This window comes from Sinobaca sp. SA16-1 (assembly GCF_059510515.1).
In genome coordinates this window covers 751,689-769,636 of the sequence record NZ_JCAKFL010000001.1, presented here as the reverse complement: position 1 = coordinate 769,636, position 17,948 = coordinate 751,689, and the positions used below count along the sequence as shown (strand labels likewise).

The window sequence follows — 17,948 nt, the reverse complement described above, 5'->3', positions numbered from 1 at the left end:
TAGAGAGAGGATGTTTTGATGTATAAGGACCTGATATTTTCATTAAAAAATATAGCAGTAGCTGCCGGAATCGATATTATGGAGGTATATTCGGGAGATATGGAGGTTGAGCATAAAGAAGATGACTCGCCTCTGACGATAGCGGATAAAAGAGCCCATCAGACGATAGCCGCCGGTCTGGAGAAACTGGATGCAGACATCCCTGTATTAAGTGAAGAGGGGACCATTGCTTCCTATGAAGAAAGAAAAAACTGGAAAAAGTTCTGGCTGGTTGATCCGCTGGACGGCACGAAGGAATTTATTAAAAAGAACGGCGAATTTACTGTAAATATTGCACTGATTGAAGATTCCTATCCCGTGCTGGGCATTATTTATGCACCGGCACTGGATACGTTGTACGTAGGGTACGGAAAAAAAGGGGCAGTGAAAATAGCCCAGGCCTCCAACCGCGGCTTTGCTTCTTTTGACGACATGTGGAGCATGGGGGAGATTATTTCCGCGCTGTCTCCGGAAGGCCCGGCGGAAGTAGTAGCGAGCCGCTCCCATATGAATGAAGAAACCGAAAGCTTTATTAATGAATTAAAAGAAACACATGATACAGTAAACGTTGTTTCTGCAGGAAGTTCGCTGAAATTCTGCCTGGTAGCAGAAGGCCAGGCGCACTTCTATCCCCGCTATGCGCCAACGATGGAGTGGGATACTGCGGCAGGACAGGCAGTAGTGGAAGCAGCCGGCGGCTCCGTATTGGACGACAGCAAAAATCGCTTTGCCTATAACAAAGAAAACCTGAAAAATGGCTGGTTCTTAGTAAAAGCAGAATAGAAAAAATTCTTAAAAGTGAAAGCAAAAAGCAGCATGGGAGACCCTTTTCAGGAAGGGTCTTTTTTTGTTTCACGTGAAACGTCTGTATGAAGAAGGAAAATGTTGGGTAGGTAATAATTACTGAAAAGTGAAAATAATAAGTTGTTTTGTTCACTTTGAGGTAAAGTAATAGAAAAGGAGGGATTCAATGTTTAGTAACAAATGGCTTGTTTCGGGTTTTATTGCTCTTATTATGATATTAGGTTTTTCTATCGACTCGAAACAGGCACAGGCAAATGAACAGGTTCATCTTCAGGATCAAACAGTGATCAATATCCAGGACAAGCTTCGAAATATGAATTACTTAAATTCCGTTTCCACCGGACACTACGGTCCATTGACTACGGAAGCAGTAAGGCAGTTTCAGGCTGACTTTGGGCTTCCCGCAGATGGGGTTGCAGGACCTGCTACTATTAATAAACTAGATGAAGTAACATCCATCGCCCAGGTAGTTTACGGCGAAGCCAGAGGAGAATCTTATGAAGGACAGGTAGCTGTAGCAGCTGTTATCAAAAATAGAATAGAGTCTTCAGAATTTCCATCCTCTGCTTCAACTGTTATCCATCAGGTAAACGCATTTACTGCGGTGCAGGACGGGCAGTATTACTTAACTCCGGATGCGACAGCATACCAGGCAGTAAAAGACGCATGGGGCGGATGGGATCCATCAGCCGGCGCAAATTATTATTACAATCCGGTAGATGCTACGTCTTCATGGATTTTCACAAGAACGCCAAGACTATCCATCGGTAAGCACGTGTTTGCTGATTGATATCCGGGCTGCCTCTTTAAAGAGGCAGCTTTTTCGTTTTACTTAGAAGATGTTCACAAAAAATTGGAAAATAAGAGGTGAAAAATGTTATTCTATTATAGTAGATACTAGGTATAAAATGTAAATAAAATAAGGAGGAGATAAATATGACAGGACAGCCGGGTGGTTTTTGGAGGCGTCTTGCGGCTAACATTATCGATGGTTTTATTGTCGGAATCGCAGGATTTATTATTGGATTGATTGTTATCGCTATTTTTGGAGGAAATACAACTGCTCCTGATGAAGGATGGGATGTTGGGGTCGATTTTGCAAACAACAGTATTAGCCTTCTTTACAGTTTAGCCCTGCCGGTACTTTGGTCCGGTTATACGGTTGGTAAGAAAGCGTTAGGCATACGCATCATGAAAGTCGATGGAAGCAATGTAGGGATTGGTACCATGTTGATGCGGGTAATAGTAAGCGGACTTGTCTACCTGCTTACATTAGGTATAGGTGTTATCGTATCCATATTTATGGTGGCAATCCGCGAAGATAAGCGGGCAATACATGACTTTATTGCCGGCACGCAGGTAACTACGTCTCTTCCTCCTGCAAAAGAAGAAACGTATTAAGCAGAATCCTCCAGTTGACTACTGGAGGATTTTTTTAACAAATTAAGGAAAATAAGTTTAGCAGCTGGAAATCTAGGGCATAAATAAAGTACTTACTTATTTTTTTAGAAATAAGTATACCAGCCTAGATCATACATACAAACAATCAGACAAGGGGCGTTTAACAAATGAAAAAGAAAGCCGCAGTACTTACTACACTAGCAGCCGCAACAGCAGTCGCTCTTCCATCCCAGGCTTTTGCAGAGGAAACACCGGATGCAGCATCTATTCTCGAAGAATCAAACAAAGCAATGATGGAGCTGGAAAGCTATTCCAGTGAAACGATGCTCGAACAGACGATTACCGATCCGATGATGGAAGGCGGCACGTTTACGACGACGACCCATTCTACAGAAGATGTAGTAATGAATCCTTTTTCCATGAAGCAGACAGCGACTACTTCAATGGAGGGAGAAGAAGAGACGACGCTTGATTCCTATTGGACAGAAGATGGCTTTTACCAGCAGGATATAGATGGAAGCTGGATTAAGCTGGATGATTCATTTACAGGAGACATTAACGAACTGATGGCTATGTCTCAAAGCGGAGTACAGATGGAACAGACTGCTGCTCTTGGAGAAGATATGTCCGTGGAAGATGCGGGAGACAGTTACGTCCTTACCTATGAAGGAGAAGGAGACGAACTGATGGAATCTGCTGAAGAAATGCTTGCTTCCCTTGTGCCTGAAGAAGACACCGGGATGATGGCTGCCGCAATTTTTGAAGATATCACGGTGAATGATCTTCATTATGTAATGACGATAGACAAAGACACATACTATATGACGGAAACTACCATGGATATGGACATGGATCTATCTATAGAAGAGGAAAGCATTAATATTGTGCAGCGTCTGGATATGTCCGTATTTAACTTTAACGGGGTAGAGGAAATCGTTGTACCAGAAGAAGTAGTGAATAGTGCAATACCGATGGACGCGCTCATAGAAGAAGAGATGGAAGAGGGCGGCGCACTTCCTGATACAGCCACAAACAATCCATTTTATGCTGCTGCAGGAGCACTTGCAGCTGCAGCAGCCGGCGGCATGCTGTTCTTCCGTCGCAGATTTGCACGTAGTTAATAACAGCTAAAAAACAAAGCCGTGAATTTCATGGCTTTGTTTTTTTGATTTCATTTAAGCTGTTTTTGATTGGAAAACGGGGAGCCGAATATTAATCGTCGTAGTCGACTTTCATAATGTCACCGGTTTCTGCATCGACATCAATATCTACTTCATTGTTATGGTTGTCATAAAGCTCCATCTCATAGTGCACTCTGCCGTCATCGTCATCGAGTTCAATTTCTTTAACGGAAGCTCCGTTTCCAACTTCTTTTACAGCGATGGTTTTTGCCTCATCCATGCTTACAGCCAGTCCATTGGTGGAAGAAGCAGATTTGCGCACCTGGTCGTCACCGGCTTCATTATCGTCTCTGTTTGCCGCAGCACTACTGCCAGCCGCCTGCGTGCTTTCTGATGCCCTGACTTTTTCCTTGTCATCTTCTTTAATAAATTCGCCGGTTTCTGCATTGTATTCTACTTCATACTTATATTCATCTCCGATAATATCCAGCTCGTATTTCTTTACGCCATCATCAGAATCAAGGTCAATATCCACTACTTTGCCCGGATAATCCTGGGTAGCGATGTCGCTGATTTCCTCAACGGATAGAAGACCGCTGTTAGTGTTATTTTGTTCCTGGCTTTCCGTCTGCTCCTGCGATACGCCGCCAACAACTTCGTCATCATCGGCGGATACTGAAAATTGATTCATCCCTACTGCAGCACCTCCAAGACCTATTACACATGCACTGGCAATCATAAATTTTTTCATTTTGCATTTCCTCCTCGTTTGATTTGTTACCCTAATCATAAAGGTCAAAAATGAAAGAATCCTGAATGCTCTATGAGAAAATGATGAGAATTTCATAAGGATTTTATTAATTTACTCATTCTGGAAGAATACAGCTTCTTGCCGTATAATGGGGATCATACATAAAAGAGGGGGCCGACATGGAAAAACTCTATATGCTGATTATGTGCGCGGGTCTGGCTGTGGCCGGTTATTTTGGTTATCAATGGTGGCAGGGAAGCCAATCGGTTGAAACTATTTCAATAGAAGAAAGCGAAACAGAAGCTCCGGATGAAACCAATACGGCGGAAGCCGAGGAAGCTCCTGCAGAAGAGACAGCCGGTACTGAGCCGGCTGCACAGGAAGCCGCTCCTTTAATGAGTGACGAGGTGACCGGCTACGAGCAGGGCGAGGAGATGGCCCGTCTGGAAATTCCTAAAATTGAAAATGCCTATCAAACGTTCTGGGGGGCAGATGATGCTACCTTAAAGCAGGGCGTCGGTATGTATGTGAGCGAATGGACGACGACACCCGACCAGAAGCGTCATACGGTGCTGAGCGGCCATAGAGACACCGTCTTTACGGAACTGGGAGAACTGGAGAGCGGCGACATGCTGACGCTGGACTACGATGGCAGACGGTATGAATACGAAATATCAAAAACGTGGATCACAGATAAAGACGACCGGACAGTCATTGTAGATAAAGAGACGCCAACGTTAACACTAACGACCTGCTATCCACTGGATTATCTGGGCAATGCTCCGGACCGCTACATTATCCAGGCAGACCTCGTATCAGTGTCTGAATAATTTTTGATGAGAATGGGAGGGGGACCCACTTTGGCATCTGATCATGTTATTTCCCCGCGGGTGTTATGGGTGATGGCAGCAGGTATTTTAACAGGTCTTATCTTTCTGCCTCCAGCCATTGGCTTTTTGTCTTTTATCTTCATTGCGCCGCCCGCTATTTTGTTATTTATCTTTTTGATACGGAAAATAAATAGAGCATGAGCCATACAGGCCGTTTCCTCTATCAAAAAAACACCCGGTGCTTCAGGTACTCTGTCAGAACAGAGAACCCATGAAGCCGGGTGTTTTTTGTATTATACTTTTCTGTTATTAATCTGACCTAAAATAATCGCAAGGCCAAGTCCAAGCAGGAACATGACCACACTGGCAAAAAAGAGGCCGATACTTCCCGGAATACCTGGAAAGACAACGAAAAGCGACCCAATCAACAGTCCGATCATCGTAGCGTACGTTCCGACCGAATGATTACGAAGCAGGAAATGAATAAATTTGCTCATGATTAGAATACCGACTACGATACCAAGGCCTACCACGATGAGAACGAGAAGGTTCAAAGAAGAGACCGCCGCAATTACGGTAGGGTAGGCTCCAATAATGAGGAGCACAAACGATCCACTCACACCGGGAAGCAGCATCGCAGAGCTTGCGAGCCAGCCTGCAAAGAATAAGAATACATAGCCGCCTGCTCCGATAGAGGTCATAATCTCACCAGGGCCATCCTGGAAAAAGCCTGAAGCGATGACAATAGCAGCCGCAACAGCTAAAATAGCATAGTGCCTGGCAGTGAAAGCTCTGCGGTAGTCTGCTTCTCTCATAAGAAAGGGAATTGTCCCTAGAATTAACCCGATAAAAAGAGAAAAAGTAGGTTCCGGATAATCAGCTAGAAGCCACTCGATCACATTACTCAGTGCAAGAATTGCCGTACCCATACCGATACCGAGAGGAATAAAGAAGCCGAGCTGGCTTTTCCATTCTTTTGTTGTTAGTTTGTTAATACCGTCAATCAACCGGGCATAAATACCAAGTATTAAAGCCATGGTGCCGCCGCTTACGCCGGGAATCACGTCGCTTGTGCCCATGATAAAGCCGCGCAGCAGGTTTTTCCATTCAATCATCATATGTACTCCTTTAATTGCATTTTCAAAAAAACAATCTGTATCTGTTATATCATGTTTACACGGAAAATACGACAACTACCTTCAAGCGGCAGAAAAGCCTGCTCCGTTTCAAACGGACAGGCTTCTGATGTTTCTGTATTACTGCCCGAAAGTAAGAGGGGTGATTCCTGTTTCTTCTTCCCGTCTTAGACTTTTTTCAAAAATAAACGGACCGAATGGGATCACGGAGACGGCCATAGCAACTAAAGCTCGCAGAAACGACCAGCGTCTCTGTACCCATACGACAAGAACAAGAGCAATATAAATAGTAAAGAGGCCGCCGTGGGCTGCTCCTACGATCGTTACGGCCATATCCATTCCAGCCATATATTTAAGGGGCATCGCTAAGAACAGCAGGGCAACAAATGATATTCCTTCAATAATTCCGGTGAGACGCAGAGGTTTCAGCATAGAACGCATGTGTTCGGGTGCTCCTTTCCATAGTATCTAATGAAAAGCATAGCACAGCACGTTCATAGAGAACAAATGAAGGTTTTATGGCAGATGTTGAAAGAAAAGCGCTGTATGATGGGAATTAACAGGAAAAAAATATATGACAACTGTCATACAAGCAATTGACTTTCATGTCTTATATCTTTTACAATTTCTCTATATGATTAAGGTATAGCTAATAAACACACACGCCTATCGAAATGGGAGAGATTATATATGAGTAAAGCAAAGCAGGCTCAATTACGAAAAACAGTAGCACCGTTTGAAAAATCAGACCAGGCAAAAAGCATTAAACAAATCGTTAATACAATCGTTCCATTCTTTCTCTTATGGTTTCTGGCGTATCAGAGCTTATCAATTTCCATCTGGCTCAGTCTTCCCTTATCCATTATAGCGTCCGGGTTCGTCGTAAGAACCTTTATTATCTTTCATGACTGCTGCCACCAATCTTTCTTCAAAAGCAAAAAGGCCAACTCGATTCTGGGTACAATAACAGGAATTATTACGCTGTTTCCTTTTGAAAAATGGAAAAGAGAGCACTCCATTCACCATGCAACAAGCAGTAATTTAGATAAGCGCGGCGTTGGCGATATCTGGGTGATGACTGTAGAAGAATACAAAGAAGCATCAGCATTTGAAAAGTTCTCCTACCGCCTGTACCGCAATCCGCTTGTGATGTTCGGTCTCGGCCCGTTTTATCTTTTTCTTATTACAAACCGTTTCAACCGTAAAGGTCCAAAACGCAAAGAACGCATAAACACGTATGTTATTAATGCATCCATTGTGGCTGTTTACGGTGTATTGATTGCTGTTGTCGGATGGCAGGCATTTCTGCTCGTACAGGGACCAATATTATTTGTTTCCGGTTCGCTGGGTATTTGGCTCTTCTATGTACAGCATCAATTTGAAGATTCCTATTTTGAAGAAGAAAGCGAATGGGATTTTGTAAAAGCTGCAGTAGATGGCAGTTCATTTTACAAGCTTCCAAAGGTACTTCAGTGGGCAAGTGGTAATATTGGCTATCACCATGTACACCATCTCAGCCCGCGCGTGCCGAACTATAACCTCGAGCAGGCTCATGAATCAACACCGCCTCTTCAACAGGCAACTACGATCACGCTTGGTTCGAGTTTAAAATCCATTCGTTTCCGCCTTTATGATGAAAAAAATAAAACCTTCGTCGGTTTTCGGGAAATGAAGAAAGCCGCATTAAAAGAAAACTTGATACTAAACAGGGAAAAATCAAGCTTACAGGAAAAATAACACCATAAAAAGCCATTCCTTACAAACGGGAATGGCTTTTTTTCTATAGAATGCAGATTTGCAACATAGAATAAAAGAGCGATTCTGCAGAGGGGGAATAAGAGAATTGTCTGATATACTTACAGTAGGAGATACAAAAAAACAAAAGGCACAAACCTTTAAGGAGACCGCCATGAATAACTGGTATCAAATTTTTCCGAAAAATACATGGCTCAGTACGTATGTCTGGATCATTTTCTTTTTGCTGCCGTTTTATTTTATTATCCGTTCGTCCACTGCTCCTGAAATTATTCTGGGCGTGATTTTTATACTGCTGTTTTTCGTTGCTTATCGTTTAACCTTTATATCATCGGGATGGCTTGTCTATTTTTGGGTAGGCATTGCGATTGCGATCAGCATTATTATGACGCTTTTTTACGGCTATGTTTATTTTTCTCTCTTCCTGGCCTTTTTTATAGGAAATGTGAAGCACAAAACAGGCTTTTATATTTTATACGGTATTCATTTAATAACAGCCATTGCGACCATTAATATTATGTTTTTCATGGAAAACGAACTGTTTCTTTCCCAGTTTCCGTTTATCGTTATCAGCGTAATTGGAATTATTCTGCTTCCTTTTAACACGTTCAACCGTAACAAGCGGGAAAAGCTGGAAAGCCAGCTTAAGGATGCCAACCGGAAGATTTCCCAGATGGTTGTAATGGAAGAACGCCAGCGGATTGCAAGAGATCTTCACGATACGCTCGGACAGAAGCTGTCGCTTGTCGGTTTAAAAAGTGATTTGGCGGGCAAGCTGATTGATGCTAATCCGGAAGCAGCCAAACGGGAAATCAGTGATATCAGCCAGACGTCGCGGACCGCTTTAAAAGAAGTCCGTGAAATGGTATCGGACATGCGCGGCACCAAACTAAAAGATGAATTAATCCGTATCGAACAGGTTTTAAAAGCGGCAGAGGTGGAATTTACTATTAAAGACGAAATGCTGCTCAAGAAGACGCCGCCGCTTGTAGAAAATGTGCTCAGCATGTGCTTGAAAGAGGCAGTAACCAATATTGTAAAGCACAGCAAGGCGACCAAATGTTTTGTAGAGCTTTATGAATCTGTGGATGAGCTGAGTATCCGCGTCAAGGACAACGGAACCGGAATAACGGAAAAAATAGATCCTACGAAGAAAAATGGCCTCCGTGGAATGGAGGAGAGGCTGGAGTTTGTAAACGGCACCCTTACGGTAGTATCCAAAGAGGGAACAGAGCTCTACATTCGGGTACCTACTGTTGTAACGCAGATAAAACAGGAGGGGATGGCATGATAAAGATAGTGATTGCAGAAGATCAGGGAATGCTTTTAGGGGCCCTCGGCTCTATTTTGGACCTGGAAGAAGACATGACGGTTATCGGCAAAGCAAAAAACGGCCAGGAAGCAGTCACGCTTGTCAATCAGCATGATCCGGACGTTTGTATCATGGATATCGAAATGCCGGTAAAAAGCGGCCTGGATGCGGCAGAAGAGCTGAAAGACCATCCCTGCAAAATAATTATCCTAACGACATTTGCCAGGCCCGGTTATTTTGAAAGGGCCCGTAAGGCAGAAGTAGGCGGTTATCTGCTGAAAGACAGTCCGAGTGAAGAGCTGGCCGATTCGATCCGGGTTATTATGAAAGGACGCCGGGTCTACGCGCCGGAGCTCGTTGATATGGTTTTTCAGAACGATAACCCGCTGACGGATCGGGAAAAGCAGGTAATCGAGCTGATTGCGGATGGCAAAAATACAAAAGAAATCGCCAGCGAACTGTTTATTACAAACGGTACGGTCAGAAACTATATATCGATTATTTTTGACAAGCTTGGGGTCAGCAACCGGATTGAAGCGATTTCCCATTTTAAAGAAAAAGGCTGGTTCAAATAAAGCATATGTAAAAGCCGAAGACCCTTCGTACAGGGTCTTCGGCTTTTTTTGAATCTTATTGTTGGGAGGATACGTGGGCGTGATTAGCCACGCTGATTTTATTATTAACTAAGCTGACGGTAATATGCTCTAATTTGTCTTCATCAAGCATGAGATCCGCAATGCCGTCTTCGACCTGTTCTGCGATAACACGGCGGAGTGGTCTGGCACCAAAGGCTGGATCGTAGCCCAGATCAGCAAGTTTTGCTTTTGCTTCATCGGACACTTCTACCTTCATGTCTTGTTCTTGTGCAGCTTCTACAATTTCAGAGAGCATAATGTCAACGATAGTAATCAAGTCTTCGCGTTTCAACTCGCTGAATTTCACAATGCTGTCAAAACGGTTGAGAAATTCCGGCTTAAAGGAGTTTTTAAGAGATTCGGTTACTTTCGGCTCTTCATCATCCTGGCTGCCAAATCCAACACTGACTTTTTTCAGTTCAGTTCCTGCGTTGGAAGTCATAATGATAACCGTATCTTTAAAGCTTACAGTGCGGCCCTGGCTGTCGGTCAGGCGGCCGTCTTCCATGATCTGCAGAAACATGTGCTGCACATCAGGATGCGCTTTTTCAATTTCATCCAGAAGAATAATGCTGTATGGCTTGTGACGTACTTTTTCTGTAAGCTGACCTGCATCTTCATGGCCGACGTAGCCCGGAGGAGAACCAACAAGCTTGGATACGGAGTGCTTTTCCATATATTCACTCATATCAAGCCGGATCATGGCTTCTCTGTCTCCAAACATTTCTTTGGCCAAAGACTTGGATAGTTCGGTTTTACCTACGCCTGTAGGACCGACGAATAAGAAAGATCCAATAGGGCGGCTGCCGCGGCGGAGGCCGGCGCGGTTTCTGCGAATGGCTCTTGCCACTTTCTGCACGGCGTTTTCCTGGCCGATGACATCGGCATTCAGGCGTTCTGGAAGATCTTTCATTTTCTGCTGCTCGTCTTTTTGAAGACGACGGACAGGAATACCGGTTTTGTTTTCAATAATCTGCTGGATCACGTCTACCGTTACTTCTGCTTTGCTTTGGCTGACGGATTCTCCGGCTGCCGCTTTATCACGCTGTTCGATCAAACGGATTTCTTCATCACGGAGCTTTGCTGCTTTTTCGTAGTTCTCCTGCTGGGTTGCTTTTTCTTTTTCTGCCGCAATTTGTTCCAGACGGCTTTGAATTTCAAGTTCATCATCGCTGCTGTGGAGCAGGTTAATCTTAGAACCTGCTTCATCCATCAGGTCAATGGCTTTATCCGGAAGAAAACGATCCTGGATATAGCGGCTGGAAAGAGCCACACATGCCTCGATGGCTTCTTTTGTATAAGATACTTGATGATAGGCTTCGTAGTTCGGCTTCAGGCCATTAAGAATCGCAACGGCATCCGTGCTGTTTGGTTCATTGACCATAACCGGCTGGAAGCGGCGCTCGAGAGCGGCATCTTTTTCGATTTTCCGATATTCAGCAAGGGTAGTAGCACCAATAATCTGTACTTCGCCCCGGGCCAGTGCCGGTTTCATAATGTTACCGGCGTCAGAGGAGCCTTCGGCAGATCCGGCACCTACAATTTGATGAATCTCATCAATAAATACAATAACGTCCTGTCTATCCTGCAGTTCCTGAAGCAGTTGTTTCATACGTTCTTCGAATTGACCGCGGATACCGGTATTCGCTACAAGCGAGGATACGTCGAGCAGGTATATTTTCTTGTTTTTCAGCTTGTTTGGCACATCGCTTTCGAGAATTTTTAAAGCGAGGCCTTCTGCAATCGCTGTTTTACCAACACCAGGTTCTCCAATAAGAACCGGGTTGTTTTTGTTGCGGCGGTTTAAAGTTTCAATAACCCGCTCGACTTCTTTATGCCGGCCGATAACGGGATCAATCATGCCGGCACGCGCAGCGTCCGATAGATTTTTTCCTAATTCATCAAGCAGGCCGCTGCCACCTTTGTTTCCGCCGCCTTTACCGGTGGAAGGCTGCTGCTGTTGATTGCCGGCCTGTGAATTCATCATATTTTGGAAAAACTGGTCAAATGGGGACTGCCCCGGCTGATTGCCAAATCCGTTGGAAGGCTGCTTCATTTCCTGACGGATTTCGCGGTAGCATACGTCACATAGATTCATTTTCTGCTGGTGTCCATTTATATTCATATTTAATTCGATACGGGCTTCCCGTTGTTCACAATGTTCACACTTCATAGTAGTGAACCTCCTTTTATCTTTTAATAGAAAAGACAATGCATCTTGATAATTAGTAAGTGTAGTAGTGTTTATTGGATAAATCAAAGAAACTGCTTTGACTTTGACTATCTTTGATCTTATGAATTTATTATATACTGACCTTCTTTGACTTTCAAGTATTTTTAACTGCTTTTTAAAAAAAATTCCTTTTTAACTCTGTACATACAATATATGATAAAAAGTAATCATAGATAGGAATAGTAAGTTCGTTTGAAATGTATTTCCTTAATCATAGAAAGTTAAACATAAAAAAAGCATCCGGAACAGCTCCGGATGCTCTCTTACATTATTTGCTTAGATGTGAAAAAAGGATTCTGCTTTTTCTGGTTCCAGCAGGTTTCCTACATAGAAAGGTCCGAATTTGCCGTAGCGGGCGGACACTTCATCAAATCTCATTTCATAAATGATTTTCTTAAATTGAAGGGCTTCATGGGCGAATAGGGTAACGCTCCATTCCCAGTCATCGAGACCTGCAGAGCCTGTAATGATCTGCTTGACCTTTCCGGCATACTTTCTTCCTGTCATGCCATGGGCACGCATTAACTCCCGGCGTTCTTTAATAGGAAGGGAGTACCAGTTGTCGTTACCTTCCCGCTTTTTATCCATTGGATAAAAGCAGATGTGATTCCATTTAGGAAGCACGGGATAAATACGGCTGCGGAGTTCCGGATTATCCATTGGATCTCCGCCGTCTTTAGGCGGCATATAGTTTCCCAGTTCTACTACGGATACATAGGAGTAGGAAGGAATCGTATAATCGGCCAGCCTGGTTTTGTTGAAGGCATTTTCAATATCATTTAAGTCATTCATCGTCGGACGCAGAATCATGAAAATCAAGTCTGCTTTTTGGCCGACAATGGTATAAACGGCATGGCTTCCGCCGCCGTTGTCTTCGACCTGCTGCCAGTCCTCCAGCATATGAATAAATTCGTTTACAATGCTGTGGCGCTCTTCGCCGGAAAGTTTTTTCCACTCGGTCCAGTTGATTTTGCGGAGATCATGCAGACAAAACCAGCCGTCGAGCGTTTGGGATGCTTCACTCATATATGGTCCACTCCTTTATCTAAAACCTGCTCACGATGTCTACTATACCATAGGTCCGCAGGTCTTCAAAAGCGGAAACCAGCCTACTTTTTCAAGAAGCGGAGAAGGGCGTCTTTATGTTCCCGGCTTTGTCCGGCTTCTCTTTGGGCCGATACTTCCATATCGAGAACCTCTGAAAGGCTGTGTTCGAAACCCTGTTTCATATTCTGCTTAGCCAATCCATAGGCGGCGGGGGGGATAGCAGCTAATTTATGAGCGTACTCTTCCGGATTTCCAATAGCGGTGATGAGGTTGATCCGGAACGCTTCTTCTGCAGATATGGTTTGTCCGAGCGTAAGCTCCATTGCTTTTCCTAAACCGACAAGACGGGGGAGGAAGTAGGAGGCTCCTGCGTCTGGGACAAGGCCTATCTTTAAAAAGCTGAGCGCTAACTTGGCCCGGCTGTCAGCAATCCGGTAGTCGCAGGCCAGCGCAATACTTAAACCTGCCCCTACTGTTACCCCGTTTAAATAGGCAATAACCGGCTTAGTGATACTGTCTATAAAGAGAATCAGACGGTTATAGGTGTCCTGCAGATAATCGCCGTAGTCAAAGCTTTCCGCGCTGTCCGAAGAGACGCTTTTCAAGTCAGCGCCTGCGCAGAACGCATCGCCGGATCCCTGTAGAATTATTACTTTAACCGTTTCATCTTCCGCCGCTTCCTGGAAACACTCGTAGAGTTCTTTATGCATTTCTGTATTTAAAGCATTTTTAACTTCAGGGCGGTTCAGTGTAATCAAAGCTATGTGGTCCTTTACCTCATATAAGACTGTATGTTGTTTCACGTGAAACCCTCCTTTAAAAGTAATTACAGAGCATTCGCTGTTTCTGCACCATTCAAAATAGCAAACTTGGCATCAAGTCCGACAGCATGCTTAGCGCCGCCGATCACATGCACTCGTTTTCCGTGTTCCATCAATTCAGAGGCAAGCTGTTGGTTGGGGAGCTGTCCGCTTGCCGTAATGATCGTATCAGCTGTTTCAAGCTTTTCCTGCTCTTCATGGACAATCACGACTCCTTCAGGTGTGATTTCTTTGTACGTAACTTCGCCGATCATTTGTATATTATTGCGGCGGAGTTCGCCGAGCGTAATCCAGCGTGTAGTTTTGCCCAGCCCTTTAGCAAACTTTCGGCCCCGCTGCAGCAGCGTAATATCTGTATACCCTTTTTTATGAAGCACCAAGGCTAAATCACAAGCAATACCGCCGCCGCCGATCATTACAATTTTCCCCTGCAGTTCAGCGTTTCCTTCAAACACGTCCCGGTAGGAAAAAACGGGATGCGTTTCCATTCCTTTGATATCCGGCTGACGGGGAAGAATACCGGATGCGAGAATGATATCATCGGCCTCCTGCACAAGCGGATGTTCTGCCGAGACAGAGGTGCCCAGCCGGATAGATACGCCTAGTTTTTTCAGCTGCACAGAATAATACCGGAGCGTTTCATTGAATTCGGATTTACCCGGTACCGTTCTGGCGTACAGCAGCTGGCCGCCGATTTCTTCTTTTTCATCAGCAAGCGTCACATAATGGCCTTTCAAGGCAGCAACCCGGGCCGCTTCCAGCCCGGCCGGTCCGGCCCCGATAATTAATATATTTTTAGGCGCAGCTGTTTTATTAATAATGAAGGTCAGCTCCCGACCTGCTTCGGGATTGACCATACAGGAAGCAGACTTATTTTCAAACACATGGTCCAGGCAGGCCTGGTTGCAGGCAATGCACGTGTTGATTTCTTCCGTCCTGCCTTCTATCGCTTTTGTAATAATTTCCGGATCCGCTAAAAATGGGCGGGCCATGGAGACTATATCTGCTTTATCTTCCTGCAGTATCGCTTCGGCATCTTCCGGGTTATTAATGCGGTTGGAAGTAATTACAGGGATGGTTACCCGCTTTTTGATAGAGGCTGCGACAGGCGTAAAATAATTTCTCGGCACTTTCATCGTAATGGTTGGAGTTCTGGATTCGTGCCAGCCGATTCCGATGTTCAGCGCATCCATACCGGCTTCTTCAAGCTTTCCGGCCCAGATGATTGTTTCTTCTTCTGTCGTGCTTCCTTCCATTAAATCAAGACCGGACATGCGGAAGATGACCGGGTAACCGGGACCGACAGCTCTGCGGACTGATTCTGCAACAGCGAGCGGGAAACGCAGGCGCTTTTCAAAGGAGCCTCCCCACTGATCTGTCCGCCGATTGGTCAGCGGAGACATAAACTGATTGAGCAGATAGCCTTCTGAGCCCATGATTTCCACCGCATCAAAACCGGATTTCTTTGCACGAACGGCAGCATCAGAAAATGCCTGAATGGTGCGCTGAATGTCCTCTTCGGTAAGTTCCACAGGCACATCTGGATTAATGGATGACTGAAGAGGGGAGGCTGACACCGGGTCCAGTCCGGTGAGCGCTTTGTATGCATAACGGCCGGCGTGAAAGAGCTGAACGGCAATGCGTCCCCCTGCTTCATGCACAGCGTCTGTAAGCTCTGTCCACTGTTTAATATCTGTTTCCTGATAGAGGCTCATGAAGTTAGCTCCGCCGCTCCCTTCCGGGGTTACAGCCGCTCCTCCGGTCACAATAAGGCCGACATGTTCCTTAGCCCGGCGCACATAAAACGCTTTCATTTTTTCCAATCCGTTTTCTTCCCCTTCTAACCCAACATGCATGGAACCCATCATCACCTTAGTAGGAAGCACGAGCTGGTTAATAGATATAGGGGAAAGCAGAGCGGGATACGACATTACGCATTCTCCTTTTTTATTTATTTCGAACGATCATTATAAATAAGATACTGTTATTATACTCATGAAGAAGCCGGAGTGGCAACCATGGATTGGAATAACTGAATGAATGCGTGTCGGTTGGCTTCTACAACAGCAGAAGAGAAATAGCGCTCGTTAAAGGCGGTTCCGGTCGCCTGATTAATAATCAAAAGGGCAAGAGCCGAAGGAGAAGGATGGTTCAGCAGGTGCCGGCGTTCCGCTTCTTCAAGAATAGTAGTCAAATACAAAACGAGGTTATGAAGAAAACGACCTACTACTGCATTAATTTTTTCATCATAAGGCGATTGGGCCATATAGTTTAATAAAATAGTATAAAACGGCTGATTATGATCCGGAAGAGACGCCACCGTCCGAAGATAGGCGTGAAATTTCTCATCGGGGTGATGATAGGCATCGACCGTGCTGCGGACATCTTCCTCAGAGACTGCGAACGCTTCTTTGAGGACTTCAACAAGAAGATCATTTTTGTTTTTAAAATAGTGATAAATAACTCCTGTGCTGAGGTCGGCAGTCCGGGCTACATCTTTAATCGAAAAATGGTCAAACCCATACGTTAGGATGCATGTTTTTGCAGATTGAATAATCTGTTCCCGGCGGATGGTTTCCATTCCTAGTTTAGGACTCATTATTTTTTTCTCCTTTCATCAATTGCTAACGGGGGAAAAGGTGAAAATAGTATAGCATGGAGGGAACTAATTGAATACAGCAGCTTTGTATAATTTAGTATTTTAAAATAATATATGCAACTATATTCATTCCTACCTTCATTGTAAACGCTTTTAACACAAGCTTTCATTTTGTTTTCTTAATTCCGAAAATTAGAACAATGATTATTTTATGCATTTACGTTTATTTTTCGTTGGAATAAGAGTATCCTAAGGAATAGAGAGATGAAACCAGAATGAATTCAACGCAGCGAATCGATACGCCTATAGTTACCCTACACTTCCTGAACGGTTTAAATAATAAAGGAGGAATTTTAGTGAGCGATCTCTTCGTAGAGATAAAAGAACAAGTCAAAAAAGATCAACCTTCCATTGTATTTCCAGAGGGAGAGGACGATCGTATTATAGAAGCAGCAGCTAAACTTGCAGAGGATGGCCTCCTAAAGCCAATCATCATCGGTCTTGAAGAGGAAGTAAAAGCAAAAGCGGCAAAGCTTCATGTGTCGCTGGACCAGGTGAAAATTATTGATCCGGTTCAGTATGAGCATTATGAGGAATTAATAACGGCCTTTGTTGAACGCCGCAAAGGAAAAGAAACAGAAGAAAGCGCACGGGAAAAGCTTAAAAACCCAAACTACTTCGGCACTATGCTCGTTTATCTTGATTATGCTGACGGTCTTGTCAGCGGTGCGGTTCATTCAACGGGAGATACGGTTCGTCCGGCACTGCAGATTATTAAAACAAAGCCGGGGATTCAAAGAACGTCCGGCGTATTTATAATGGTGAAGGAAGACCAGAAGTTTGTATTTGCCGACTGTGCTATCAACATTTCCCCGAATGCGGAAGAGCTTTCTGAAATTGCGATTGCGACGGCAGAGACAGCAAAAGCATTTGATCTGGATCCTAAAGTCGCGATGCTCAGCTTCTCTACAAAAGGATCCGCCTCTTCAATAGAAACAAGAAAAGTATCAGAAGCAACGGTTAAAGCACAGCAGGACCGCCCTGATCTGGTTATTGACGGAGAGTTCCAATTTGACGCAGCTTTCGTACCGGCAGTAGGACGCCAGAAGGCTCCAGATTCACCGCTTCAGGGAGAAGCAAACGTATTTATTTTCCCAAGTCTGGAATCCGGTAACCTCGGTTATAAGATTGCCCAACGTTTAGGCGGATATGATGCGATTGGTCCAATTCTTCAAGGCTTAAACAAACCGGTAAACGATCTTTCCCGCGGATGCAGCATGAAAGACGTCTACAAACTTGCTTTGATTACAGCGAAGCAGGCGATTATGGAAAAAAAAACTCAATTGACGAACCAAAAATAAAATAGTATAAAACGGGCATGAAACCTATTAGGTTTCATGCCCGTTTTTCGTAGCAGGTTGTTCACTCAAAGGGTATAATTAAAACAAAAATAACCATAGGAGG

The 17,948-nt window shown here is 44.4% G+C and carries 18 protein-coding genes; 10 read left to right on the top strand and 8 right to left on the bottom strand.

What is annotated here, in order from left to right; translation table 11 throughout:
• The first annotated feature begins 18 nt into the window (after window positions 1–18).
• From cysQ to AC5W2J_RS03740, 4 genes are all read left to right on the top strand, one after another.
• Window positions 19–822 carry a 3'(2'),5'-bisphosphate nucleotidase CysQ gene (cysQ, locus tag AC5W2J_RS03755; RefSeq protein WP_496058144.1) on the top strand — a complete coding sequence of 268 codons (804 nt, stop codon included), beginning with the start codon at window positions 19–21 and terminating at the stop codon, window positions 820–822.
• Between the two features lie 187 nt (window positions 823–1,009).
• On the top strand, window positions 1,010–1,633 hold the full coding sequence (locus AC5W2J_RS03750; RefSeq protein WP_496058143.1) for a cell wall hydrolase: 624 nt from the start codon (window positions 1,010–1,012) through the stop codon (window positions 1,631–1,633).
• A gap of 146 nt (window positions 1,634–1,779) precedes the next feature.
• On the top strand, window positions 1,780–2,244 hold the full coding sequence (locus AC5W2J_RS03745; RefSeq protein ID WP_496058142.1) for an RDD family protein: 465 nt from the start codon (window positions 1,780–1,782) through the stop codon (window positions 2,242–2,244).
• A 167-nt stretch (window positions 2,245–2,411) separates the two neighbouring features.
• Entirely contained in the window at window positions 2,412–3,365 is a 954-nt protein-coding gene (locus tag AC5W2J_RS03740) for a DUF6612 family protein (RefSeq protein WP_496058141.1), read from the top strand.
• 91 nt (window positions 3,366–3,456) lie between these two features.
• Here the strand turns inward: AC5W2J_RS03740 and AC5W2J_RS03735 are convergent, their stop codons facing one another.
• Window positions 3,457–4,116, bottom strand: a complete 660-nt coding sequence (locus tag AC5W2J_RS03735) for a PepSY domain-containing protein (RefSeq protein WP_496058140.1) — start codon at window positions 4,114–4,116, stop codon at window positions 3,457–3,459.
• Between the two features lie 179 nt (window positions 4,117–4,295).
• Here AC5W2J_RS03735 and srtD point away from each other — a divergent pair, with 179 nt between their 5' ends.
• Window positions 4,296–4,946, top strand: a complete 651-nt coding sequence (srtD, locus tag AC5W2J_RS03730) for a class D sortase, LPxTATN-specific (RefSeq protein WP_496058139.1) — start codon at window positions 4,296–4,298, stop codon at window positions 4,944–4,946.
• 30 nt (window positions 4,947–4,976) lie between these two features.
• A complete protein-coding gene (locus AC5W2J_RS03725; RefSeq protein WP_496058138.1) occupies window positions 4,977–5,147 on the top strand; it encodes a hypothetical protein in 171 nt (56 codons plus the stop codon).
• A gap of 92 nt (window positions 5,148–5,239) precedes the next feature.
• Here AC5W2J_RS03725 and AC5W2J_RS03720 read toward each other — a convergent pair whose 3' ends face one another.
• Window positions 5,240–6,061: a DUF368 domain-containing protein gene (locus AC5W2J_RS03720; protein WP_496058137.1), complete on the bottom strand. Its 822-nt coding sequence runs from the start codon at window positions 6,059–6,061 to the stop codon at window positions 5,240–5,242.
• A 141-nt stretch (window positions 6,062–6,202) separates the two neighbouring features.
• Complete coding sequence (locus AC5W2J_RS03715; protein ID WP_496058136.1) at window positions 6,203–6,514, bottom strand: DUF3817 domain-containing protein; 312 nt, start codon at window positions 6,512–6,514, stop codon at window positions 6,203–6,205.
• A 258-nt stretch (window positions 6,515–6,772) separates the two neighbouring features.
• Between AC5W2J_RS03715 and desA the strand changes: the two genes are divergently transcribed.
• The 3 genes from desA (at window position 6,773) to AC5W2J_RS03700 (ending at window position 9,724) form a co-directional block, all read left to right on the top strand.
• Window positions 6,773–7,819, top strand: coding sequence for a Delta(5) desaturase DesA (desA, locus tag AC5W2J_RS03710; protein ID WP_496058135.1), 1,047 nt, complete (start codon window positions 6,773–6,775; stop codon window positions 7,817–7,819).
• 172 nt (window positions 7,820–7,991) lie between these two features.
• Window positions 7,992–9,128 carry a sensor histidine kinase gene (locus AC5W2J_RS03705; RefSeq protein WP_496058134.1) on the top strand — a complete coding sequence of 379 codons (1,137 nt, stop codon included), beginning with the start codon at window positions 7,992–7,994 and terminating at the stop codon, window positions 9,126–9,128.
• Window positions 9,125–9,724 (top strand): response regulator, encoded by a 600-nt coding sequence (locus AC5W2J_RS03700; RefSeq protein ID WP_496058133.1) that lies wholly within the window; start codon window positions 9,125–9,127, stop codon window positions 9,722–9,724. Before AC5W2J_RS03705 ends, AC5W2J_RS03700 begins: the two co-directional genes overlap by 4 nt.
• A gap of 55 nt (window positions 9,725–9,779) precedes the next feature.
• Here the strand turns inward: AC5W2J_RS03700 and AC5W2J_RS03695 are convergent, their stop codons facing one another.
• The 5 genes from AC5W2J_RS03695 to AC5W2J_RS03675 form a co-directional block, all read right to left on the bottom strand.
• Window positions 9,780–11,957 (bottom strand): ATP-dependent Clp protease ATP-binding subunit, encoded by a 2,178-nt coding sequence (locus AC5W2J_RS03695; RefSeq protein ID WP_496058132.1) that lies wholly within the window; start codon window positions 11,955–11,957, stop codon window positions 9,780–9,782.
• 336 nt (window positions 11,958–12,293) lie between these two features.
• Window positions 12,294–13,043 (bottom strand): hydrogen peroxide-dependent heme synthase, encoded by a 750-nt coding sequence (gene hemQ, locus AC5W2J_RS03690; protein WP_496058131.1) that lies wholly within the window; start codon window positions 13,041–13,043, stop codon window positions 12,294–12,296.
• Between the two features lie 83 nt (window positions 13,044–13,126).
• Window positions 13,127–13,867 carry an enoyl-CoA hydratase/isomerase family protein gene (locus AC5W2J_RS03685; RefSeq protein WP_496058130.1) on the bottom strand — a complete coding sequence of 247 codons (741 nt, stop codon included), beginning with the start codon at window positions 13,865–13,867 and terminating at the stop codon, window positions 13,127–13,129.
• A gap of 23 nt (window positions 13,868–13,890) precedes the next feature.
• Entirely contained in the window at window positions 13,891–15,816 is a 1,926-nt protein-coding gene (locus AC5W2J_RS03680; RefSeq protein ID WP_496058129.1) for an oxidoreductase, read from the bottom strand.
• A gap of 62 nt (window positions 15,817–15,878) precedes the next feature.
• Entirely contained in the window at window positions 15,879–16,484 is a 606-nt protein-coding gene (locus AC5W2J_RS03675; protein ID WP_496058128.1) for a TetR/AcrR family transcriptional regulator, read from the bottom strand.
• Window positions 16,485–16,840: 356 nt separating this feature from the next.
• Between AC5W2J_RS03675 and pta the strand changes: the two genes are divergently transcribed.
• The gene (pta, locus tag AC5W2J_RS03670) at window positions 16,841–17,845 is read left to right on the top strand and encodes a phosphate acetyltransferase (protein ID WP_496058127.1); all 1,005 of its coding nucleotides are present in this window, start codon (window positions 16,841–16,843) and stop codon (window positions 17,843–17,845) included.
• The last annotated feature ends 103 nt before the right edge of the window (window positions 17,846–17,948 follow it).